This is a genomic window from Actinocatenispora comari (assembly GCF_017312725.1).
GTDB classification, from domain to species: domain Bacteria; phylum Actinomycetota; class Actinomycetes; order Mycobacteriales; family Micromonosporaceae; genus Actinocatenispora; species Actinocatenispora comari.
In genome coordinates, this window is record NZ_BOPO01000016.1 from 38,144 (window position 1) to 60,250 (window position 22,107).

Genomic DNA, 22,107 nt, shown 5'->3' on the forward strand with positions numbered 1-22,107 from the left:
CCGGTCAGGTCGGGTAGCACCGGGTCAGCGCTTGCGCACACCCTCGGCGAGTTCGGTGGCCAGCGCACCGAGCCGCCGACGCGCCGCGGCCGGGTCCGGCTCGTCCAGCAGGCAGCGCACCAGCGCACTGCCCACGATCACGCCGTCGGCGTATCCGGCGACCTCCGCCGCCTGCCCGCCGGTACTGACGCCGAGGCCGACCCCGACCGGCACCGTGGTGGCCCGCCGTACCCGTTCGACCAGGGCCGGGGCCGCCTGACCGGTCTGTTCGCGAGCCCCGGTCACGCCCATCACGCTGGCCGCGTAGACGAAGCCGCGGCACACCGCCGTGGTCGTCGCGATCCGCTGCGCGGTGGAGCTCGGCGCCACCAGGAACACCCGGTCCAGGTCGTGCTGCTCGGCTGCGGCGATCCAGTCGCCCGCCTCCTCCGGCGTCAGGTCCGGGGTGATCAGCCCGGCACCGCCGGCGGCGGCGAGGTCGCGCGCGAACGCGGACACCCCGTACCGCTCGATCGGGTTCCAGTAGGTCATCACCAGCGCCGGCACGCCGGCGGCCGCGACCGCCTCGGCGGTGCGGAACACGTCCGCGACCCGGAAGCCGTTCGCCAGCGCCCGCTCCGCGGCGCGCTGGATGACCGGCCCGTCCATCACCGGATCCGAGTACGGCAGGCCGATCTCGATCACGTCGACACCCGAGTCGACCAGCACCCGGCAGCCCTCGATCGCCTCGGCCACCGTCGGGAACCCGGCCGGCAGGTAGCCCACCAGCGTGGCCCGGCCCTGCTCGCGGGCCGTACCGAAGGCCGACCCCGCCCGCCGCCCGACCACCGGCTCGGCCACCTGCGGCTCGTTCACGACCGGACCTCCGCCCCGTCCAGCAGGCCGAACCAGTTGCCGGCCGTCTCCATGTCCTTGTCGCCGCGGCCGGACAGGTTCACCAGGATCGTCGGCTCGCGGCCGAGCTCGGCGGCCAGCTGCGGCGCCACCCGCAACGCGCCGGCCAGCGCGTGCGCGCTCTCGATCGCCGGGATGATCCCCTCGGTACGGCACAGCAGCTGGAAGGCGGCCATCGCCTCGGCGTCGGTGACCGGCTGGTAGCTCGCCCGGCCGGTCTCCGCCAGCCACGCGTGCTCCGGCCCGACCGCCGGGTAGTCCAGGCCGGCCGAGATCGAGTGCGACTCGACCGTCTGCCCGTCGGCGTCCTGCAGCAGGAAGGTGCGGGCACCGTGCAGCACCCCCACCGCGCCGCCGGTGATCGACGCCGCGTGCCGGCCGGTCTCGACGCCGTCGCCGCCCGCCTCGAAGCCGTACAGCCGGACGTCGGCGTCGGGCACGAACGCGTGGAAGGCGCCGATCGCGTTCGAGCCGCCACCGACGCAGGCGGCGACCGCGTCCGGCAACCCACCGGTCAGCTCCAGAGCCTGCGCCCGTGCCTCGTCGCCGATGCCACGGACGAACTCGCGGACCAGCACCGGGAACGGGTGCGGACCGGCCGCGGTGCCGAGCAGGTAGTGGGTGGTGTCGACGTTGGCCACCCAGTCGCGCAACGCCTCGTTGATGGCGTCCTTGAGGGTGCGGCTGCCGGTCTCGACCGGGATCACCTCGGCGCCGAGCATCCGCATCCGGGCGACGTTGAGCGCCTGCCGGCGGGTGTCCTCGGCGCCCATGTAGACCACGCAGTCGAGATCGAGGTAGGCGCAGGCGGTCGCGGTCGCGACACCGTGCTGGCCGGCCCCGGTCTCGGCGATCACCCGCCGCTTGCCCATCCGCTTGACCAGCAACGCCTGCCCCAGCACGTTGCGGATCTTGTGCGCGCCGGTGTGGTTCAGGTCTTCACGCTTGAGCAGGATCCGGGCGCCGGCCCGCGCGGACAACCGCTGGGCGAGATACAGCGGACTGGGCAGGTTCGCGTACTCGCGCAGCATCCGGTCGAACTCGGCGACGAAGGACGGATCGGCGATCGCCTTGTCGAACTCCGCGCCCAGCTCGTCCAGCGCGGCGGTCAGCGCCTCCGGCATGAACCGGCCGCCGAACCGGCCGAAGTGGCCGGCGGCGTCCGGGCCGGCACGCCGGTCGTCCGGCCGGCCGGCCGCGCCCCGCGCGGTGGAGCCGTCGGTGGTCGGGTGGTGACCGGACTCGCCCGGTCCGTGCTGCGGTGCCATGGTCGCCACCGTCTCCTTTGCGATGCGCCGTACGGGCTCAGCGCGCCGGGCGCGGCGTCGCCGGATGCGACCCGGCGGTGACCAGCTCGGCGACCGCGTCCCGCGGACTCTTCTGGGTGACCAGCCCCTCGCCGACCAGGACGGCGTCGGCGCCGGCCGAGGCGTACCGGATCAGGTCGTGGGTACCGCGCACGCCGGACTCGGCCACCTTGACCACCGTCGACGGCAGGCCGGGCGCGATCCGCTCGAACACCGACGGATCGACCTCCAGGGTGCGCAGGTCGCGGGCGTTGACGCCGATCACCTTCGCGCCGGCCTCCAGCGCGCGGTCGGCCTCCGCCTCGTTGTGCACCTCGACCAGCGCGGTCATGCCCAGCGACTCGGTCCGCTCCAGCAACCCGACCAGCGCGTTCTGCTCCAGCGCGGCGACGATCAGCAGGATCAGGTCGGCGCCGTGCGCCCGCGCCTCGTGCACCTGGTAGCTGGACACCACGAAGTCCTTGCGCAGGATCGGCACCTGGATCGCGGCCCGCACCGCGATCAGGTCCTCGATGCTGCCGCCGAAGAACCGCTTCTCGGTCAGCACGCTCACGCACCGGGCGCCGCCCGCGGCGTACTCCCCCGCCAGTTCGGCCGGGTCGGGGATCTCGGCGAGCTGACCGCGGGACGGCGAGGACCGCTTCACCTCGGCGATCACCCCGACACCCGGCGCGCGCAGCGAGGCGAACGCGTCCAGGGCCGGCGGGGCGGCCGCGGCGAGCGCTCTCACCTGCTCCAACGGGGTCTGCTGTTCGCGCTCGGCGACGTCGGCGCGGACCGCGGCGAGGATCTCGGTCAGCACGTCGCCGGAGGGCGACGGACCCGATGTCTGCGGCCGGCTCGCGTCTGCGTTCACCGCGGACTCCCCTCGTCGGCTGTAGTACGGCAACCGCCGTGACCTGCCGCACCCAGCGGGACGGCGGGCATACCCGGCGGATCCTCGGCCGATGTTATGCGCCGCCATCGATGCTGGCCCAGCCGGGGTGTCGGCGGGTTCACACAGCGGTACGACCAGCCACCGCGCACGCGGAGCCCGGGACCGCCGGGCCGAGCAGGACAGGTCGAGCCGAGCGGGACCGGTCGGGCCGAGCGGGACCGGTCGGGCCGGAGGAGCACGACGGGTCGGGGCCGGCCGAGCAGGACCGGCCGTCCGGGCGAGCAGGACGGGCCGGGGCCGGGCGAGCCGGAGCGGTCGGGTCAGCGCACGAGGCGCGCGCGGGTCGATCGGTCGCCGGCGACCGACCCGGCGCGCCTGACCTTGACGCGGCCGACCTTGACGCGGCCGACCGTGACGCGGCCGAGCGTGACCTGGCCCGGGTCAGCGCACTGTCGGGTCGTGGCCGTCGTCGATCGCGTCCCAGATCTTCGCGGCGTCGTCGTCGGCGCCGACCCGGGCGGCCCGGCCGGCGGGACGCTCGTACCGGGAGCCCATCGTCGGCCAGTTGCGGCCCCGGCGCACCGTGCCGAAGCCGACGACGGCGACGAGCAGGCCGCCGACCAGCGCGGTGATCGCCCAACCGGCGGTCACGCTGCCCGGGTCGTGCGTGGCGACCGACAGCCCGTATCCGGCGCCGGCGGCCACCCCGAACCCGGTCAGGATCAGCAGTACGCCGACGAGCAACCGGCCGATCCGCCGGGTGGCGACCAGGGCACCCGCCCCGGCCAGCGAGATCAGGGCCAGGGTCGGTACGACCGGGGTGATCTCGGTGCCGGTCCGGCCGGTCTGCTGCAGGTGCAGCGGGCCCAGCGGCCGGCCGGCCTGCACCGACCAGTTCTTGGACGCCGCGTACAGCGCGATGCCGGCGCCCAGCGTGCAGGCGACGACCGCGAGCACCAGCTGTCCCCGGGTCGACGGACGCCGCGCCCCCGACCGACCCGGTACCGACCGACCCGGTACCGACCGGTCCCGGGCGGCGGAGGTCGTGGCGTCGGGGCCCGGCGCGTCGTCCGGTTCCGGGGTCTCCCGGCCGAGCACCGGCCCGGCCACCTCCGTCGTGCCCGTCGACTCGTCCGAGCTGCCCGCACCGGGCGCCGAGGCGCCGCCGGAACCGACGCGATCCGACCCGGGATGGTCGGATTCCGTGCGGTAAGGCTCCGCGCGGTCGGATTCGGCGCGGCCCGTCTCGACGCGGTCCGACTCGACGCGGTCCGACTCGGCGCGGTCCGACTCGACGCGGCCCGGCTCGGCGTCGTCGGATCCAGCGCGGTCCGGGTCGGCGTCGTCGGATCCGGCGCGCTCGGCTGCCAGCTGGTCCGACTCCGGGCGGTCGGGTTCGGGGTTGTCAGGCGCCGGCTGGTCGGCGGCGGTGGGATCGGTGCCGGGGTGGGTGTCGGCGCGGCGGTCGGACATCAGCGGGCCTGCCGCAGCGTCTCGGCGGAGGCGATCGCGGCCAGTACCGCCGCGGACTTGTTGCGGGTCTCGGTGTCCTCGGCGTCCGGATCGGAGTCGGCCACGATGCCGCCGCCGGCCTGCACGTACGCCCGGCCGTCCCGGATCAGCGCGGTGCGGATCGCGATCGCCATGTCCAGATCGCCGGCGAAGTCGAGGTAGCCGACCGTCCCGCCGTACAGGCCGCGGCGCACCGGCTCCAGCTCCTCGATGATCTCCATCGCCCGTACCTTCGGCGCACCCGACAGCGTGCCGGCGGGGAACGTGGCCCGCAGCGCGTCGAACGCGGTCCGCCCCTCGGCCAGCTCACCGACCACGGTGGACACGATGTGCATGACGTGGCTGTACCGCTCGATGGTGAAGAACTCGGGCACCTCGACCGTGCCCGGCACGCACACCCGGCCGAGGTCGTTGCGGGCGAGGTCGACCAGCATCACGTGCTCGGCGCGTTCCTTCGGGTCGGTGAGCAGGTCCTCGGCCAGCCGGCGCTCCTCCTCCGGGGTGGCGCCGCGCGGCCGGGTGCCGGCGATCGGGTGCATCAGGGCGCGGCGCCCGGTCACCTTCACGTGCACCTCGGGGCTGGAGCCGACGATGTCGAACGCCTCGTGCCCGCCGGCGCCGTCGACGCCACCGAACCGCAGCAGGTACATGTACGGGGACGGGTTGGTCGCCCGCAGCACCCGGTACACGTCGAGCGGGTCGGCCGCGGTGTCGGCCTCGAACCGCTGCGACGGGACGATCTGGAAGCACTCGCCGGCCCGGATCGCCTCCTTCGCCGCCTCCACCGCCTTCTGGTACCCGCCGGCCGGGGTGCGGCCGGCCAGGTGCACCGGCGGTACCTTCTCGACCGTCGACACCATCGGCGGCGTGGGCCGGCTCAGCGCGGTGGTCATCGCGTCCAGCCGGCCGACCGCCTGGTGGTACTGCGCGGTCAGCTCGGCGGGGCCGGCGTCGGGTGGCAGCACCGCGTTGGCGATCAGCAGCACCGAGCCGTCCACGTGGTCGAGCACGGCCAGGTCGGTGGCGAGCAGGAAACCCAGGTCGGGGAAGCCGAGCTCGTCGGCGGCCAGCTCCGGCAGCTTCTCGAACCGGCGCACCACGTCGTAGCCGAAGAACCCGACCAGCCCGCCGGTCAGCGGCGGCAGCGCCGGCTCGCCGGCCACCGGCGGCGAGGACAGCGCGGCGACGGTGGCGGTCAGCGCCTCGATCGGGTCGCCGTCGGTCGGCACCCCGGCCGGCGGCTCACCCAGCCAGTGCGCCCGGCCGTCCCGGACGGTCAGCGCGGCGGCGCTGCGCACCCCGACGAACGAGTACCGGGACCAGGTACCAGTCGCCTCCGCCGACTCCAGCAGGAACGTGCCGGGGCCGCCGGCCAGCTTGCGGTACACCCCGATCGGCGTCTCGCAGTCGGCCAGCAGCCGCCGGGTCACCGGGACCACCCGGCGTTGCGCGGCCAGCTCGGCGAACGTGGCCTCGTCCGGGCTCACGGCTCCGGTCGTCACCGGATGCTCCCTTCCGCGGGATCGGTCTGCGTGCCGGCCTCGGCCGGCGAGGCGGATTCGGACGCTACGACGTCGGACGGCACGGCGTCGGCGGTCAGTGGCAGGTCACGGCCGTCGAAGCAGGTGCGGGTACCGGTGTGGCAGGCGGCGCCGACCTGGTCGACCCGGACCAGCAGGGTGTCGCCGTCGCAGTCCAGGGCGACCGACCGGACATGCTGGACATGCCCGGAGGTGTCGCCCTTGACCCAGTACTCGCCCCGGCTGCGCGACCAGTAGGTGGCCCGGCCGGTGGTCAGCGTGCGGTGCAGCGCCTCGTCGTCCATCCAGGCGAGCATCAGCACCTCACCGGTGTCGTACTGCTGGGCGACGGCCGGCACCAGGCCGTCCGGGCCACGCTTGAGCCGGGCCGCGATCGCGGGGTCGAGACTGCTCACAGTCACCGATTGTCGCGCGCCGGGCCGCGGTACCGCCGGGCGCCCCAGCGGGCCCGGTACGGCCGCACCCCGCTCGCCGGCCGCCACCCCGGCCGGCCGAGCAGATCCCGGGTGGCCCGGCGCAGGGTCTCGGCCGCGCCGCGACCGGCCAGCCCGGGCGAGCAGCGCAGCTCGAAGCGGGTCTCGCCGGCGTCCACCCGCAGCCACCGGGCCCGGCCGTACGGGTCGGCGAACACCGTCACCGAGCGGATCTCCTCCAGCGGCGCCCGGCGCACCCGCCAGCGCCCGTCCGGGCCCAGGAAACGCAGCTCCACCTCGTCGTCGGACAGCCGCAGCGCGACGTCGCGCATCCACCGGGCCCGCAGCATCCCCGCCGGGACCAGGACCACCACCACCGCCGCGACCAGCGCCACCAGCGGGGCACCGACGAACTCCCGGCGCAGCACCACGAAGGCGACCAGCACCAGCAGCCCGAGCAGGCCGCCGGCGGCACCGAGGCCGGCGGCGAGCCCGGCCACCGAGGCGCCGGGCAGCAGGACGGTGCGCAGCCGGTACTCGCGGGCGACGGCCGGCGCGTTGCGGGGCAGCGCCGTGCCGCGCAGGCCGCGCCGGCGCAGCAGGTCGAACAGCCAGCCGGCGGTGTGCGCCACCAGGTAGCCGAGCACCGCGCCGGCCACCATCGGCACCGGCTGCGGCCCGTACGGCAGGGCGTAGCCGGCGGCGCCACCGGCAAGCAGCAGCGCCACCGTGGTCACCAGCCGCAGCGGTGCGCTCGCCGCCGGCCGACCCCGTACCGCGACGAGCAGCCACCCGGCCAGGCACACCACCGCGATCCCGACCGCAATCCCGACGCTTGCTGCTGGCATGGTCCGGGATGGTACGGGCAACGGCGCCCCACCCGCCTCCCACCCGCGGCTCGAACCACCGGCGCCGCGGCCGCCGACCCGGCGCCGGCCGGTCCGTCGTCGCCCACCGGTACCGGGGCGTCACTAGAGTGATCGGGGTGACGGCATATGCGCACGGTGAGCGGCTGCAACTGGTGTCGCTGCTGCGGCAGGTGGGCCCGGACGCACCGACCCTGTGCGAGGGGTGGGACGCCCGGGATCTGGTCGCGCACCTGCTGGCCCGGGAGCGGCGCCCCGACTCCGGTGTCGGCCTGCTGGTCCGGCCGCTCGCCGGCTGGTCCGAGCGGGTCCGGCACGGCTACGCCGAGCAGGACTGGGACGTCCTGCTGGATCTGCTCGCCGCGCCGCCGTGGTGGAGCCCGGTGTCCAACCCGCTCACCGACGAGCTGGTCAACACGATGGAGATGTTCCTGCACCACGAGGACGTCCGCCGGGCCCGGCCGGAGTGGCAGCCGCGCGACCTGCCGATCGAGCTGAACGAGCTGCTCTGGCGCCGGCTGTCGATGCTGACCACCGTGTCGATGCGTCGGCTGCCGGTCCGGGTCACCCTGGCCGCGCCGGAGTACGGCGAGCGCACCGTCGGCGCCGGCCCGCACGTGCGGCTGACCGGCCCGCCCGGTGAGCTGCTGGTGTTCGCGTCCGGGCGGCAGGACGCCGCCCGGCTGTCGGCCGAGGGCCCGAGCGAGTCGGTGCAGGCGCTGCGCGAGGCCCGCTTCGCCATGTGAGCCCGCGCCACCCGCCAGGTCGTGCACACCGGCTCGGCGCGCCGACCTCGACCAGCGCCCGCGCCGTGCACGGTGAGCGTCGCGCCCCGTGGTCGGCGAGCGCCCCGGGCCTCACGGCCGAGTAAAGGCGACGCCGGCGGTCAGCGGGTCTGTTCCAACCAGGAGGCGTGCAGCCGCTCGTACACCGAGTCGGTCACGGCGACCAGCTGCTCGTGCGGGCCGCGCTGCACGATCCGCCCGCCGTCGAACACCAGCACCTCGTCCGCCGCCTCGGCGGTGGACAGCCGGTGCGCGATCGTCACCGTCGTCCGGCCACGGGTCACCGCGTCCAGCGCGCGCTGCAGCCGTACCTCGGTCGCCGGATCCACGGCGCTCGTCGCCTCGTCCAGGATCAGCAGGTCGGGATCGGCCACGTACGCCCGGACCAGGGCGACCAGCTGCCGCTCGCCCACCGACAGGTGCTCGCCGCGCTCGCCGACCGGCGTGTCCAGCCCGGCCGGCAGGCCGGCCAACCAGTCGGCCAGCCCCAGCTCGGCGAACGCCGCGGTCAGCTCCGCATCCGACAGGTCGGGGCGGACGAACGCCGCGTTGCGACCGACGGTGCTGTCGAACAGGAACCCGTCCTGCGGCACCATCACCACCCGCCGGCGCAACTCGGCGAACCCGACCCGGGAGAGGGGTGTCCCGGACAGCAGCACCCGGCCGCGGGTCGGGTCCATCAGCCGGGTCAGCAACTTCGCGAAGGTCGTCTTGCCGCTGCCGGTCTCGCCGACCACCGCGACCGCCGTGCCCGGGGCGATCGTCACGGCCACGTCCGACAGCGCCTCCGCGCCGCCGCCCGGGTAGGCGTACCCGACGTCGGCGAACCGCACCGCGAGCGGGCCGGCCGGCAGCGGGCTGGCCTGCTCACCCGGGTCGACGACCTCCGGTTCGGCGTCCAGGATGTCGAGCACCCGGCGCCAGCCGGCGACCGCGTTCTGCGCCTCGGTCAGCGTCTCGGTGAACATCTGGATCGGCTGCACGAACAGCCCGGCGAGGAACACGAACGCGGTCAGCTCGCCGACGCTGAACCCGGCACCCAGTTCGTGCGCGAGGCCGGCGCCGAGCACCACGCCACCGACCACGACCAGGGTGTTGGTCAGCCCGGACGCGCCCTCGCTCAGCGCCGACATCACCACGCTGCTCCGCTGCGCGCCGTACTGGGCGGAGCGGTACCGCTCGATCGCGTCGGACAGCCGGCCGGCGGTGCGGCCGGACACCCCGTAGGCCCGGATCACCGGCGCGCCGACGACGCTCTCCGCGACCGCCGCGTACAGCACGCCGACGCGTTCCCGGACCGCCCGGTAGGCCGTCTGCTGCCAGCGCTGCAGCCGCGGCATCACCAACGCCAGCGGCACGAACACCGCGAGCACCGCGACCGTCAGTGGCCACGAGTACACGACCATCACGACCGTCGCGACCACCACCTGCCCGGCGTTGACCACCAGGCTCACGCCGCTGAACTGCAGGAACCGGGAGATCTGGTCGATGTCGGAGGTGACCCGGCTGACCAGCGCGCCGCGCCGCTCGTCCTGCTGGTGCAGCACCGACAGCGCGTGCACGTGGCCGAAGGTGCGGATTCGCAGCCCGGACAGCGCCGTCTCGGTGCTGCGGTAGAGCCGGTAGTTCATCAGGTAGGCCGAGCCGACCGCGAGCACCAGCAGCACCACGGTCAGCGCGCCGACCGTCGCGACGTAGCCCAGGTTCGGCCCGCCGGTCGCGCGGATGCCGTGGTCGAGGCCCTGCTGCACGGCGATCGGTACCGCCACCTTGCCCAGCGTCGAGGCCAGTGCCAGGGCGAGGGTGCCGGACAGCCCGGCGCGCAGCTCCGGCGACAGCGCCAGCCCGCGGCGCAGCGTGACGAGCGTACCGTCGGGCGCCGCCGGCGCGGTGCGGCGTGGCGCGGGCTCGACCCGTACGTCGGTGCTCACCCGGCCACCTCCACCTCGTCGTCGGCGTCGGCGTCGGCGGCCTCGTAGGCGGTGACGAGCTCGGCGTAGCCGGGGACGGTGGCGAGCAGCTCGCGGTGCGTGCCGCGGGCGGCGACCCGGCCGTCGGCCAGGTAGACCACCTCGTCGGCGAGCGCGATCGTGGCCCGCCGGTACGCGACGACCAGCACCGTGGTGTCGGTGCCGGTGGTGCGCAGGCCGGCGAGGATCGCCTGCTCGACCCGGGGATCGACGGCGCTGGTGGCGTCGTCGAGGATCAGCAGCCGGGGTCGGCCGGCCAGCCCGCGGGCCAGCGTGACGCGCTGCCGCTGGCCGCCGGACAGGCTGGCGCCACGCTCCCCGACGGCGGTGTCCGCACCGTCCGGCAGGGCGGCGACGAACCGGTCGGCCTGGGCCAGCCGCAGCGCCGCGGCGGCGTCGTCGGCGCCGACGCCCGTGCGCTCCAGCGCGACGTTGCCGTGCACCGTGTCGTCGAACACGAACGGCACCTGCGGCACCAGCGCGACCGTCGAGGCCAGCGCGGCGGCGGACAGCTCGCGCACGTCCCGGCCGGCGAGCCGGACCGTGCCGTCGGTCGGGTCGACCAGCCGGGCGGCGAGCTGGGTCAGGGTGGACTTGCCCGAGCCGGTGGCTCCGACCAGCGCGACGGTGCGGCCGGCCGGCACGGTGAAGCTCACGTCGGTCAGCACGTCGGCGCCGTCGCCGTAGCCGAACCGGACCCGGTCGAACGTCAGCTCCACCGCGCCGGTGCCGGGCAGCTCCGCCGCGCCGTGCGCCATCCCGCCCTCGGCCGCCAGTACGCCGTCGACGCGGTCGGCGCCGGCCACCGCGCGCGGCAGGTCGCCCAGCACCCAGCCGATCGCCCGCACCGGGAACGCCAGCACGCTGAACAGGAACGCCGCCGACACCAGCTGCGGCACCGTCAGGTCGCCGGCGGCCAACCGGACCGACCCGACCACCAGCACGGCGAGCGTGCCGACGTTGGGCAGCGCGTCCATCAGCGGGTCGAACAGGCCGCGGACCCGGCCGGCCGCGATCGAGGCGTCCCGCAGCTGGTCGGAGACCACGGCGAACCGGGCGGTCTCGGCCGCCTCCCGGCCGGCGGTCTTGACCACCAGCGCGCCGTCGAAGCTCTCGTGCGCGACCGCGGCGACCTCGCCGCGCAGCCGCTGCGCCGCTGCCTGCAGCGGCGCGGACCGGCGCGAGTAGACCACGTTGATCACGAACACGGTCGGGAACACCGCGACGCCGACCAGCGCGAGCACCCAGTCGGTGACCAGCAGCGCGACGATCGCGGTGACCAGCATGGTGACCGTACCCACGGCGAACGGGAACGGCGCGATCGGCATGAACGCGCTCTCCACGTCGTTGTTGGCGTTCGACAGCAGGGCACCGGTCGGATGCCGCTGGTGCCAGGACATCGGCAGGTCGAGATAGCGCTGCGTCACGGCCCGCCGGTAGCGGGCCTGCAGCCGGTACTGCATCGCCCCGGCACCGAGCCGCCGGCCGAGGATGCCGACGATCTTGAGCACGCTGACGCCGAGGATCGCCGCGCCGCCGAGCGCCAGCGCCCCGGCCGGCACCCGGCCCGCCTCGATCGCCGGCACCGCGACGTCACCGACCACCGCCCCGATCACGTACGCGCTGGCCACGGTCATCACCGCGAACAGCACGCTGCCGAGAGCCCCGATCGCGAACGTCGCCGGCTCGTCCCGGATGGACCGACCCAGCAGCTTCAGCCCGCGCAGCACGACCCCGCGGTCGTACCCGGTGCTGTATCCGGACACCGCCACACCCACCCCTTACCTTCTCCGGGTACGACGATGCCCCATGGCGCCGACATTTCGAGACCGGAGGCGATCTAGGTCACGTCCGGGCCAGCGCCCCGAGCGGCCCGGGACGGGCCGTGCCGCACGGAGCGCCGGCACGCCGAGCGACCCGCCGAACGAGGGCCGGCCCGCTGCCGGGTCAGGCGACGACGGCGGGGACGGCCGGGCGACCGGGCGGCAGCGCGTCCAGGTCGGCGCGGGCGGCCGCGATCCGGCGTACCGCCTCGACCAGCTCGTGCGCCGGCCGCGCGAACGGCAGCCGCAGGTAGCGCTCGAACGTGCCCTCGGTGCCGAAGCGGGGGCCCGGCGCGAGCCGCACCCCGTACGCCTCGGCGGCCCGGGCCAGCGCGCTCGCGACCGGCTCGTCGAGCTCCACCCACAGGCACAGGCCGCCGTCCGGTACCCGGAACCGGGCGCCGGGCAGGTGCTCGCGCACCGCGCCGACCAGCGCGTCGCGCTGGGTGCGCAGCAGTTGGCGCCGGACCGGCAGGATCGTCGCGGCGCGGGCCATCAGCGCCCGGGCGACCAGCTGGTCGAGCACCGCACCACCCATGTCGACGCCGGCCCGGACCGCGGCGAGCCGCTGGATCAGCGCCGGCGTGGCGCGGATCCAGCCGACCCGCAGCCCACCCCAGTACGACTTGGACATGCCGCCCACGGTGATCACCCGCCGGTGCCGGTCCAGCGCGGCCATCGGCGGCGGCGCCGGCCGGTCGGTGAGCGAGAGCTCCGCGAACGTCTCGTCCGCGACGAGCAACCCGCCGCCCCGGTACGCCGCGGCGATCAGTGCGGCGCGCTGCGGCTCGGGCAGGACCGCGCCGGTGGGGTTGTGGAAGTCCGGGATCAGGTACGTCACCCGGTACCGGCCGGCCGTGATCGCCGGCAGCACCGGGTCGAGGTCCCAGCCGCCGTCGGTGACCGGAACCGGGTCGGCGCGCAGCCGGGCCGCGGTGAGCGCGGTCAGCGCGTTCGGGTAGCTCGGCGACTCGACGAGGATCCGCTCCCCCGGCGCGGTCAGCAGCCGCAGCACCAGGTCGAGCCCCTGCTGGGCGCCGCTGGTGACGAGGATCTCGGCGGGCCCGGTCGGCACCCCGCGGGCGGTGAACCGGTCCGCGATCGCGGACCGCAGCTCGGGCAGCCCGGCCGGGTAGTAGCCGTGGCTGGTGGCGTACCCGGCGAGCTCGTCGGCGGCCTGCCGCGCGGCCGCGGTCAGCTCGGCCGGCGGCGGCGGGGCGGCGCAGCCCAGGTCGATCAGCGCCTCGTCGTCCGGGGCCCACAGCCCGCTGGTGGACAGCCGCTGCCCCTCCGGCAGCGCCGTGTCGCTGCCCGCGCCGCGCCGGGACCGCAGGTACCCCTGGTCGCGCAGCAGCCGGTAGGCCGCCGTCACGGTGGTGCGGCTGACCGCGAGCTCGACCGCGAGCGAGCGTTCCGCGGGCAGCCGGACGCCGAGCGCGAGCCGACCGTCCCGGATCAGTCCGCGTACCGCCACGGCGAGCGCCACGTAGTCGCTGCCGCCGGTGCGACGCCAGTCACCGAGCCGGCGGGCCAGCGCCGGCGCCCCCACCCGGGCCACCGCTTCCATGCCACCACCTCAGCACGAGCAGGCCAGTTCCGCAAGATTGGCTCTAGCTGGGGCGCGAACTGGCCTGCATGGTGGACACCGTGCCCCTCTCCGCCACCCGAGCCGCGACGACGCCCACCCGCCGCCTCGCCGCCCGCCTCACCGGCATCCGGCTGCCGCGCCGGCTGATCCAGCTGTACGTGGGCCTCGTCTGCTACGGCGCCAGCTCGGCGCTGATGGTGCGGGCCCGGCTCGGTCTGGACCCGTGGGACGTGTTCCACCAGGGCCTCGCCCGCCGGCTGGGGCTGCCGATCGGCTGGCTGGTGATCGGGGTCGGCGTGCTGGTCCTGCTGCTGTGGATCCCGTTGCGGCAGCGGCCCGGCCTCGGCACGATCAGCAACGCCGTCCTGATCGGACTGGCGCTGGACGCCACCCTGCAGGTGGTACCGGCACCGGACCCGCTCTGGCTGCGCTGGGTGCTGCTGCTGACCGGCGTCGCGCTCAACGGCGTCGCGACCGGAATGTACATCGGTGCCCGGTTCGGCCCCGGCCCGCGGGACGGGTTGATGACCGGGCTCGCCGCCCGCGGCCACTCGGTCCGGGTGGTACGCACCGGCATCGAGCTGATGGTGCTCGCCGCCGGGTTCCTGCTCGGCGGCCAGGTCGGGTTCGGCACCCTGATCTACGCCGTGTCCATCGGCCCGCTGGCGCACCTGATGATTCCGCTGTGGACGGTCCCGGCGCCGGCCGTGGCCGGTCAGCGGACGGGGTGACCCGCGGCGGCGAGCTCCTGCTTGACCCGGGCGATGCTGACCTCGCCGAAGTGGAAGATGCTCGCCGCGAGCACCGCGTCCGCACCGGCCGCCACCGCCGGCGGGAAGTGCTCGGCGGCGCCGGCGCCGCCGCTCGCGACCACCGGAACGTCGACCACCGCCCGTACCGCGGTGATCATCTCCAGGTCGAAGCCGGTCTTGGTGCCGTCCGCGTCCATCGAGTTGAGCAGGATCTCGCCCGCCCCCAGGTCGGCCGCCCTTACCGCCCAGTCGACCGCGTCCAGGTTGGTGCCCCGGCGGCCGCCGTGCGTGGTCACCTCGTACCCGCTGGGGGTCAGCCGGCTGCGCCGGGCGTCCACCGACAGCACCAGCACCTGCCGGCCGAACTGCTCGGTCACCTCGCCGATCAGCTCCGGCCGGGCCACCGCGGCGGTGTTCACGCCGACCTTGTCGGCGCCGGCGCGCAGCAGCGCGTCCACGTCCGCCACGGTGCGCACCCCGCCGCCCACGGTCAGCGGGATGAACACGCTCTCGGCGGTACGCCGCACCACCTCGAACATGGTCGACCGGTCCTCGGCCGAGGCGGTCACGTCGAGGAACGTGATCTCGTCGGCCCCGGCCGCGTCGTAGGCGGCGGCCAGCTCCACCGGATCACCCGCGTCGCGCAGGTTGGTGAAGTTGACGCCCTTCACCACCCGGCCGTCCGCGACGTCCAGGCAGGGGATCACCCGTACCGCGATGGTCACGTCAGCCCTCCTCGCCCAGCCAGGCCTCCAGCTCGATCTCGACCAGCAGGTCGGGGTCGATCAGCCGGGCCACCTGCACCATCGTCGCCGCCGGCGGCGCGGCACCGAACGCCGCGGCGTGCGCGGTGCCGACCGCGTCCGCGTGAGCGTCGATGTCCACCACGTACATCCGGGTGCGGATCACCGCCTCCGGGCCGGCACCGAGCTTCGCCAGCGCGTCCAGCCCGATCGCGATCGCCGTCGCGGTCTGCGCGTACGCATCGCCCGGGTGCGCCACTGCACCGTCCACTGTGGAGGTACAGCCGGCGGTGACGATCCGGTCACCGGCGCGCACCGCCCGGCAGTAGCCGTACCGCTGCTCCCACGGGCCGCCGGAGGACACGCGAGCCGCCGTCACTGCGCCGCCTCGCGCAGCACCGCGAGCGCCTCGTTGACCGTGAACGCCCCGGTGTACAGGGCGGTACCGGCGATCGCGCCCTCCACGCCGTCCGGCGCCAGCGCCGCCAGCGCGCGCAGATCGTCCAGTGTGGACACCCCGCCGGAGGCGATCACCGGCGCGGTGGCGTGCGCGCAGACGTCGCGCAGCAGGTCCAGGTTCGGACCGCGCAGCATGCCGTCGGAGTTGACGTCGGTGACCACGTACCGGGCGCAGCCGGCCGCCTCCAGCCGGGCCAGCACGTCGTACAGCTCGCCGCCGTCACGGGTCCAGCCGCGCGCGGCGAGCCTGGTCCCCCGCACGTCCAGGCCGATCGCGACCCGGTCGCCGTACTCGCCGACCACCCGGTCGCACCAGTCCGGGTCCTCCAGCGCGGCGGTACCGATGTTGACCCGCCGGGCGCCGGTCGACAGCGCCCGGCGCAGCGACTCGTCGTCCCGGATCCCGCCGGACAGCTCGACCTGCACGTCCAGCGAGCCGATCACCTCGGCCAGCAGTTCGGCGTTGGAGCCGCGGCCGAACGCGGCATCCAGGTCGACCAGGTGGATCCAGCTCGCCCCCTGCTGCTGCCAGCGCAGCGCGGCCGCGCGCGGCTCGCCGAACACCCGCTCCGAACCCGCCTTGCCCTGGACCAGTTGGACGGCCCGGCCGTCGGCCACGTCCACCGCCGGCAGCAGCGTCAACATCGTGCAGCGTTTCCCCTCGTCAGGACCGTCCACAGTGGACGGCGTCACAGCCCGGACACCCAGTTCGCCAGCAACGTCGCACCGACGTCACCGGACTTCTCCGGATGGAACTGGGTCGCCGACAGCGCGCCGAGCGACACCGCGGCGACGAACACCTCGCCGTGCACGCTGGTCGCGATCCGGGCACCGGCGGCGCGCAACGACCGGGACGGCCGCGCCGCGTACGAGTGCACGAAGTAGCAGCGCGAGTCGGGGTCCAGGCCAGCGAACAGCGGATCGCCGGGCTGCCAGGTCACCGTGTTCCAGCCCATGTGCGGTACCCGCGGGGCCAGCAGCCGGGTGACCTCGCCCGGCAGCAGACCCAGGCCCTTGGTCAGGATGCCGTGCTCGCGGCCCGCGTCGAACAGGATCTGCAGCCCGACGCAGATGCCGAGCACCGGCCGGCCGGCGGCGACCCGGTCGGCCACCACCGAACGGCCACCGATCGCGTCCAGCTGGTTCACGCAGTGCGTGTACGCCCCGACGCCCGGCACCACCAGGCCGTCGGCGTCGACGCCCTCGGCCGGATCGGTCGCGACCGTCACCTCGGCGCCCACCCGTTGCAGCGCACGGTGCACCGAGTGGATGTTGCCCGAGCCGTAGTCGAGGACCACCACCCGACGCGTCATTGACTCCCTCTCTCCCGACCGGCGGGGCGCTTCAGAACGTCCCCTTGGGCAGCAGCCAGACGACCCCGCCGAGTACCGCGACCGCGGCCAGCACCACGAAGCCCACCAGGACCGCCTTGGACCCGCCCTGCTGCTTCATCGACCATGCGCCGCCGAGCAGGACCCCGCCCAGTGCGAACAGCGCGATGGGCAGAATGCTCTGCACTGCTGTCCCTCCCGCCCGCTCCTCGCGGGCACCTCGGCCCTTCGTGTCCCCGCCACGCGACCCGCGCCGCCGGCCGGACCGTCCCGCCTGTATAGCAGGCCATGCATCCCGTCGGTGGTCCGGCCGCGGCCGGACCCGCGGGCGGTGTGGCGGGCGCCACGCCCTGGCCACCTCGCACCGACCGCCGGTAGGGCACGTCGCGGAACCGCCGGCACGCCGGACTGCACCACACCGCCTAGAGCAGCCCCTTGGTGCTGGGCACACCACCGCCTCGCGGATCGGCGGTGACCGCCTGCCGCAGCGCCCGGGCCACCGCCTTGAACTGCGCCTCCACCACGTGGTGCGCGTCCGGCCGCTGGCCCGGCCGGGCCCCGCGCAGCACGTTGACGTGCAGCGTCATCTTCGCGTTGTTGCCGAACGACTCCCAGATGTGCCGGGTCATGCTGGTCGGGTACTGCGGGCCGATCATCGGCGCCAGGTCGGCCGGCTCGTCGTGCACCACGTACGCCCGGCCGGACAGGTCGACGACCGCCTGCACCAGCGCCTCGTCCAGCGGTACCACCGCGTCGCCGAACCGCTGGATGCCGGCCTTGTCGCCGAGCGCCGCCGCGAACGCCTGCCCCAGCGCGATCGCGGTGTCCTCCAGCGTGTGGTGCGCGTCGATGTCCAGGTCGCCGACGGTGTGCACGACCAGTCCGAAGCCGCCGTGCTTGGCCAGCTGGTTGAGCATGTGGTCGAAGAACCCGACGCCGGTCGCGACGTCGGCGCCACCGGTGCCGTCCAGGTCGATCTCGACCAGCACCTTGGTCTCGCCGGTGGTGCGTTCCACCCGGGCGGTCCTCGTCATGCGCAGCTCCGCGGGTTCGCGTTCGGATCGGGATTCGGGGTCGGCACGCCGGCTCACCCGCTCGGCGCGGCGACACCCACCGGATGCACCGAACGTAACGCAGTGAGAAAGGCGTCGGTCTCGGCGGGGGTGCCGGCGCTGACCCGCAGCCAGCCGGCCAGCCCGACGTCGCGGACCAGCACGCCGGCGTCCAGCAGCGCCTGCCAGACCCGTCGCTGGTCGTCGTCGGCGAAGCCGCCGAACAGGACGAAGTTCGCGTCGCTCGCCGCGACCCGCAGCCCCATCGCGGTCAGCTCGGCGACGATCCGGTCGCGCTGGATCTTCAGCGCATCCACGGTGGTCAGCAGCGCGTCCGCGTGCGCCAGCGCCGCCCGGGCGACCGCCTGGGTCAGCGCCGACAGGTGGTAGGGCAACCGGACCAGCTGCAGCGCGTCCACCACCGCCGGCGTCGCGGCGAGGTAGCCCACCCGCGCACCGGCCAGCGCGAACGCCTTGCTCATGGTGCGCGTCACCACCAGTCGGGGGTACGCGTCCAGCAACTCCAGCGCCGTCGGCGTGCCGGGCCGGGCAAACTCCGCGTACGCCTCGTCGACGATCACCATGCCGGGTGCCGCCGCGGCGATCGCGGCGAGCGTCTCCACCGACACCGCGGTACCGGTGGGGTTGTTCGGCGAGCAGACGAACACCACCTCCGGCCGGCGCGCCTCGATCAGCGCGACCGCGGCGTCGGCGTCGATGCCGAAGTCCGCCGTGCGTGGCCCGTCCAGCCAGCCGGTGCCGGTGCCCAGTGCGATCAGCGGATGCATCGAGTACGCCGGGGTGAAGCCCAGCGCGGTGCGGCCGGCGCCGCCGAACGCCTGCAGCAGCTGCTGCAGGATCTCGTTCGAGCCGTTCGCCGCCCACACCTGCGCCGCATCCACGGACCGGCCGTGCCGGGCGCTCAGGTACGCCGCGAGGTCCGTGCGCAGCGCCACCGCGTCGCGGTCCGGGTACCGGTTGAGATCGCGCAGCTGCGCCCCGATCGCCGCGGCCATCGCCGCCACGACCTCGTCGGGTACCGGGTAGGAGTTCTCGTTGGTGTTGAGCCGGACCGGCACGTCCAGCTGCGGCGCCCCGTACGGTTCGAGGCCGCGCAGGTCGTCGCGCAGCGGCAGGTCGGCCAGCGAGACACCGCTCGCCGCGCCGCCGCTCGACCCGGTACCGGTCACCGCGCCGCCGCTCGACCCGGTGCGGGTCGTCTTGCCGTCGGTCACCCCGCACCGCCGAACCGCGCGGTGACCGCCTGGCCGTGCGCCGGCAGGTCCTCGGCCGCCGACAGCGCCACCACGTGCGGCGCCACCTCGCGCAGCGCCTGCTGCGAGTAGTCGATCACGTGGATGCCGCGCAGGAACGTCTGCACCGACAGCCCGGAGGAGTGTCGCGCGCAGCCACCGGTGGGAAGCACGTGGTTGGAGCCGGCCGCGTAGTCGCCGAGCGACACCGGCGAGTACGCCCCGACGAAGACCGCGCCGGCGTTGCGCACCCGGGCCGCGACCCGCGCCGCGTCCGCGGTCTGGATCTCCAGGTGCTCGGCGGCGTAGGCGTCCACCACCCGCAGCCCGTGGTCCAGGTCGTCCACCAGCACCACCCCGGACTGCTTGCCGGACAGCGCGGTCGCCACCCGCTCGTGGTGCCGGGTCGCCGGCACCTGCACGGCGAGCTGCTCCTCCACCGCCGCCAGCAACGACTCGCTCGCGGTGACCAGCACGCTCGCCGCGGCCGGATCGTGCTCGGCCTGGCTGATCAGGTCGGCCGCCACGTGCACCGGGTCGGCGGTGTCGTCGGCGAGGATCGCGATCTCGGTGGTACCGGCCTCGGAGTCGATGCCGACCACGCCGCGCAGCATCCGCTTCGCCGCGGTGACGAAGATGTTGCCCGGCCCCGTCACCAGATCGACCGGCTCCAGCAGCCAGCCGCTCGCCGCACCGGCACCCGGATCGTCCGGGTCGGCGGCGGTCTCGGCGCGCAGGCCGTACGCGAACGCGGCGATCGCCTGGGCGCCGCCCATCGCGTACACCTCGTCGACGCCGAGCAGGGCGCAGGCCGCGAGGATGCCGGGGTGCGGCAGGCCGGTGTCGCGCTGCGGCGGCGAGGCGAGCGCGATCGAGGTCACGCCGGCCAGCTGCGCCGGCACCACGTTCATCACCACGCTGGACAGCAGCGGCGCGAGCCCACCCGGCACGTACAGCCCGACCCGGGAGACCGGGACCCAGCGCTCGGTGACCGTACCGCCCGGGACGACCTGGGTGGTGACGTCGGTGCGGCGCTGGTCGGCGTGCACCGCGCGGGCCCGGTCGATCGAGGTCTGCAGGGCGGCGCGGACCGCGTCGTCCAGCGTGCCGGCCGCCGCGGCGATGGCCTCCACCGGCACCCGCAGCCGGCGCGGCCGGACGCGGTCGAACCGCTCGGTGGCAGCCAGCACCGCCGACGCGCCATGCTGATGCACCGCCTCGACGGTCGGCCGGATCTGTTCGATCGCGGCCGCCACGTCGAGCTGGGCACGGGGCAGCACGTCGCGCGGATCGGTGGTGGTACCGCGCAGGTCGACACGAGTCAGCACGCGTCAAGTCTAGGCGTCCCGACCTGCGGGAACCGGTGGTGTAGCGCACCACGACCGGTACCGGCCGGGGACGGGAACGGCGACCCGGACCGCACCGACATTCCGGCGTACCCGGCCGGAACCGGCCAGGCACGCAGCACGTGGTCGTTCGGTTCGACGGCCGGCAACCCGTAGGCTCGGTACTGTGACCGACGCCATTCCCCTGTTCCCGCTGGGGGCCGTGCTGTTCCCCGGGGTCGTGCTGCCGCTGCACATCTTCGAGCCGCGCTACCGCGCGCTGGTGGCCCACCTGCTGCGGCGGCCCGACGAGGACGACCGCGAGTTCGGCGTGGTGGCGATCCGGCGCGGCACCGAGACCGGTGACCACGACGACACCAGCCTCTACGACATCGGCTGCAGTGCCCAGTTGCGGCAGGTCACCAGCCACCCGGACGGGCGGTACGACGTGGTCGCGGTCGGTCGCCGCCGGTTCACCGTGCTGGACGTGGACACCGAATCCGCGCCGTACCTGCAGGCCTCCGTCGACTGGCTGCCGGACCAGGCCGACCCGGGCGACCTGCGCCGGGCCGAGGCGCTGGTGCCGAGCGTGCTCGCCGCGTTCCGCCGGTACCTGCGCGAGCTCGCCGAGGTGGCCGGCCCGGACGCGCTGTCGCCGGAGGCGGCCCAGGACCAGTTGCCGGACGACCCGGCCGTACTGTCGCACCTGGTCGCGGCGAGCGCCTCGCTGACCGTGGCCGACCGGCAGAAGTTGCTGGCCGAGCCGGACGCGGCGCACCGGCTCCGCGGCGAGCTCGGCCTGCTGCGTCGGGAGACCAGCCTGGTCGCGGCGCTGTCCGCGGTGCCGGCCGCCCTCACCGACTTCCAGGTACCGGCTGGCGTCAACTGACCGGTGTCCACCCGATCGGCCGACCCCGGGCGCCGATGTGGCGCGCTCAGGATCGGCGGGGCGCGTCCGGCCAGTCGACCGGCTCCATCGGCGCGGCCGGCGATGCGTCCGCCGGCGGCGGCGGGAACGCGTCGGCCGAACCGCCGGGCGCGAAGGGATCAGCCGACCAGTCCGAGCCGGTCGGCCGCGCCGGCCCGGGAAACTGCGCGGAACCGGGCGGCCGGGCCGTACCGGAGGCCGACGAGCCACCGTTCGACCGAGGATCGGCCGGCGGCGCGGGCGCCCCGAACGAGGGCGGTGGCTCGCTACCCGAAGCCGACCCGGGCGCACCGAACGAGGACGGCGACCCGCCACCCGACGGCGACCCGAACGCCGATGGCGACCCGCCACCCGACGGCGACCCGAACGCCGATGGCGACCCGCCACCCGACGGCGACCCGAACGCCGATGGCGACCCGCCACCAGAGGGCGACCCGGGCGCTGATGGTGACCCGCCGCCGGAGGGCGGCGACCCGGGCGCACCGAACGTCGGCGGTGGCTCGCCGCCCGGGGACGGCACCGGTAGGCCGGCCGGCGGGGCCGGCCAGCTGACGCCCGGCACGGTGTCGTCGGGTCGGGCCGGCGGTCCGGCCACCGACCCACCGGGTGCGGCACCGGCGCCCGGCGCCGCACCGGCGCTCGGATCGCTGGCGGGCGCACCGGAGCCTGCGGCCCCGCCCGGCGCCGC

At 75.2% G+C, this 22,107-nt stretch carries 20 protein-coding genes and 2 pseudogenes; 4 read left to right on the forward strand and 18 right to left on the reverse strand.

Going from position 1 to position 22,107, the window contains the following annotated elements:
* Positions 1-24 precede the first annotated feature (24 nt).
* The 7 genes and pseudogenes from trpA to NUM_RS06360 form a co-directional block, all read right to left on the reverse strand.
* Positions 25-855 (reverse strand): tryptophan synthase subunit alpha, encoded by an 831-nt coding sequence (gene trpA / locus NUM_RS06330; RefSeq protein WP_225918369.1) that lies wholly within the window; start codon positions 853-855, stop codon positions 25-27.
* Positions 852-2,162, reverse strand: coding sequence for a tryptophan synthase subunit beta (gene trpB, locus NUM_RS06335; protein ID WP_207123628.1), 1,311 nt, complete (start codon positions 2,160-2,162; stop codon positions 852-854). The genes trpA and trpB overlap by 4 nt, the downstream gene beginning before the upstream one ends.
* A 37-nt stretch (positions 2,163-2,199) precedes the next feature.
* On the reverse strand, positions 2,200-3,003 hold the full coding sequence (trpC, locus tag NUM_RS06340; protein WP_207123643.1) for an indole-3-glycerol phosphate synthase TrpC: 804 nt from the start codon (positions 3,001-3,003) through the stop codon (positions 2,200-2,202).
* A gap of 516 nt (positions 3,004-3,519) precedes the next feature.
* Positions 3,520-4,551 carry a Trp biosynthesis-associated membrane protein gene (locus NUM_RS06345; RefSeq protein ID WP_207123629.1) on the reverse strand — a complete coding sequence of 344 codons (1,032 nt, stop codon included), beginning with the start codon at positions 4,549-4,551 and terminating at the stop codon, positions 3,520-3,522.
* Positions 4,551-6,092: an anthranilate synthase component I gene (locus tag NUM_RS06350; protein WP_207123630.1), complete on the reverse strand. Its 1,542-nt coding sequence runs from the start codon at positions 6,090-6,092 to the stop codon at positions 4,551-4,553. Before NUM_RS06350 ends, NUM_RS06345 begins: the two co-directional genes overlap by 1 nt.
* Positions 6,093-6,175: 83 nt before the next feature.
* Positions 6,176-6,613: pseudogene (gene hisI, locus NUM_RS06355) on the reverse strand (phosphoribosyl-AMP cyclohydrolase); the annotation flags it as partial.
* Complete coding sequence (locus tag NUM_RS06360) at positions 6,529-7,392, reverse strand: hypothetical protein (protein WP_207123631.1); 864 nt, start codon at positions 7,390-7,392, stop codon at positions 6,529-6,531. The gene NUM_RS06360 and the pseudogene hisI, both read right to left, overlap by 85 nt.
* 137 nt (positions 7,393-7,529) lie before the next feature.
* Between NUM_RS06360 and NUM_RS06365 the strand changes: the two genes are divergently transcribed.
* The gene (locus NUM_RS06365) at positions 7,530-8,156 is read left to right on the forward strand and encodes a TIGR03085 family metal-binding protein (protein WP_225918370.1); all 627 of its coding nucleotides are present in this window, start codon (positions 7,530-7,532) and stop codon (positions 8,154-8,156) included.
* 140 nt (positions 8,157-8,296) lie between these two features.
* Here NUM_RS06365 and NUM_RS06370 read toward each other — a convergent pair whose 3' ends face one another.
* The 3 genes from NUM_RS06370 to yczR all read right to left on the reverse strand — a co-directional run bounded on the left by NUM_RS06370 (position 8,297) and on the right by yczR (position 13,555).
* A complete protein-coding gene (locus tag NUM_RS06370) occupies positions 8,297-10,126 on the reverse strand; it encodes an ABC transporter ATP-binding protein (RefSeq protein WP_207123633.1) in 1,830 nt (609 codons plus the stop codon).
* Positions 10,123-11,931 (reverse strand): ABC transporter ATP-binding protein, encoded by a 1,809-nt coding sequence (locus tag NUM_RS06375; protein WP_225918371.1) that lies wholly within the window; start codon positions 11,929-11,931, stop codon positions 10,123-10,125. The genes NUM_RS06370 and NUM_RS06375 overlap by 4 nt, the downstream gene beginning before the upstream one ends.
* A 181-nt stretch (positions 11,932-12,112) precedes the next feature.
* Positions 12,113-13,555 (reverse strand): MocR-like transcription factor YczR, encoded by a 1,443-nt coding sequence (yczR, locus tag NUM_RS06380; protein WP_207123634.1) that lies wholly within the window; start codon positions 13,553-13,555, stop codon positions 12,113-12,115.
* Between the two features lie 146 nt (positions 13,556-13,701).
* On the opposite strand from yczR, the gene yczE reads away from it, so the two are divergent.
* On the forward strand, positions 13,702-14,307 hold the full coding sequence (yczE, locus tag NUM_RS06385) for a membrane protein YczE (protein ID WP_207123646.1): 606 nt from the start codon (positions 13,702-13,704) through the stop codon (positions 14,305-14,307).
* Here the strand turns inward: yczE and hisF are convergent.
* From hisF to hisD, 8 genes are all read right to left on the reverse strand, one after another.
* The gene (gene hisF / locus NUM_RS06390; RefSeq protein ID WP_207123635.1) at positions 14,292-15,053 is read right to left on the reverse strand and encodes an imidazole glycerol phosphate synthase subunit HisF; all 762 of its coding nucleotides are present in this window, start codon (positions 15,051-15,053) and stop codon (positions 14,292-14,294) included. The two genes, yczE and hisF, sit on opposite strands and share 16 nt — an antisense overlap.
* 1 nt (position 15,054) lies before the next feature.
* Positions 15,055-15,450, reverse strand: coding sequence for a Rid family hydrolase (locus NUM_RS06395; RefSeq protein ID WP_207123636.1), 396 nt, complete (start codon positions 15,448-15,450; stop codon positions 15,055-15,057).
* A complete protein-coding gene (priA, locus tag NUM_RS06400) occupies positions 15,447-16,175 on the reverse strand; it encodes a bifunctional 1-(5-phosphoribosyl)-5-((5-phosphoribosylamino)methylideneamino)imidazole-4-carboxamide isomerase/phosphoribosylanthranilate isomerase PriA (protein WP_207123637.1) in 729 nt (242 codons plus the stop codon). Before priA ends, NUM_RS06395 begins: the two co-directional genes overlap by 4 nt.
* 44 nt (positions 16,176-16,219) lie before the next feature.
* Positions 16,220-16,843, reverse strand: coding sequence for an imidazole glycerol phosphate synthase subunit HisH (hisH, locus tag NUM_RS06405; RefSeq protein WP_207123638.1), 624 nt, complete (start codon positions 16,841-16,843; stop codon positions 16,220-16,222).
* 31 nt (positions 16,844-16,874) lie between these two features.
* Positions 16,875-17,048, reverse strand: a complete 174-nt coding sequence (locus NUM_RS06410; RefSeq protein ID WP_207123648.1) for a hypothetical protein — start codon at positions 17,046-17,048, stop codon at positions 16,875-16,877.
* A 235-nt stretch (positions 17,049-17,283) separates the two neighbouring features.
* The gene (hisB, locus tag NUM_RS06415; RefSeq protein ID WP_207123639.1) at positions 17,284-17,895 is read right to left on the reverse strand and encodes an imidazoleglycerol-phosphate dehydratase HisB; all 612 of its coding nucleotides are present in this window, start codon (positions 17,893-17,895) and stop codon (positions 17,284-17,286) included.
* A gap of 53 nt (positions 17,896-17,948) precedes the next feature.
* The gene (locus tag NUM_RS06420; protein ID WP_207123647.1) at positions 17,949-19,103 is read right to left on the reverse strand and encodes a histidinol-phosphate transaminase; all 1,155 of its coding nucleotides are present in this window, start codon (positions 19,101-19,103) and stop codon (positions 17,949-17,951) included.
* A 41-nt stretch (positions 19,104-19,144) separates the two neighbouring features.
* Complete coding sequence (hisD, locus tag NUM_RS06425; RefSeq protein WP_207123640.1) at positions 19,145-20,494, reverse strand: histidinol dehydrogenase; 1,350 nt, start codon at positions 20,492-20,494, stop codon at positions 19,145-19,147.
* A 184-nt stretch (positions 20,495-20,678) separates the two neighbouring features.
* Between hisD and NUM_RS06430 the strand changes: the two genes are divergently transcribed.
* Together NUM_RS06430 and NUM_RS06435 are read left to right on the forward strand one after the other, a co-directional pair.
* Positions 20,679-21,380, forward strand: a complete 702-nt coding sequence (locus NUM_RS06430; RefSeq protein ID WP_207123641.1) for an LON peptidase substrate-binding domain-containing protein — start codon at positions 20,679-20,681, stop codon at positions 21,378-21,380.
* A gap of 35 nt (positions 21,381-21,415) precedes the next feature.
* Positions 21,416-22,107 (forward strand): annotated as a pseudogene (locus NUM_RS06435) (hypothetical protein); the annotation flags it as partial.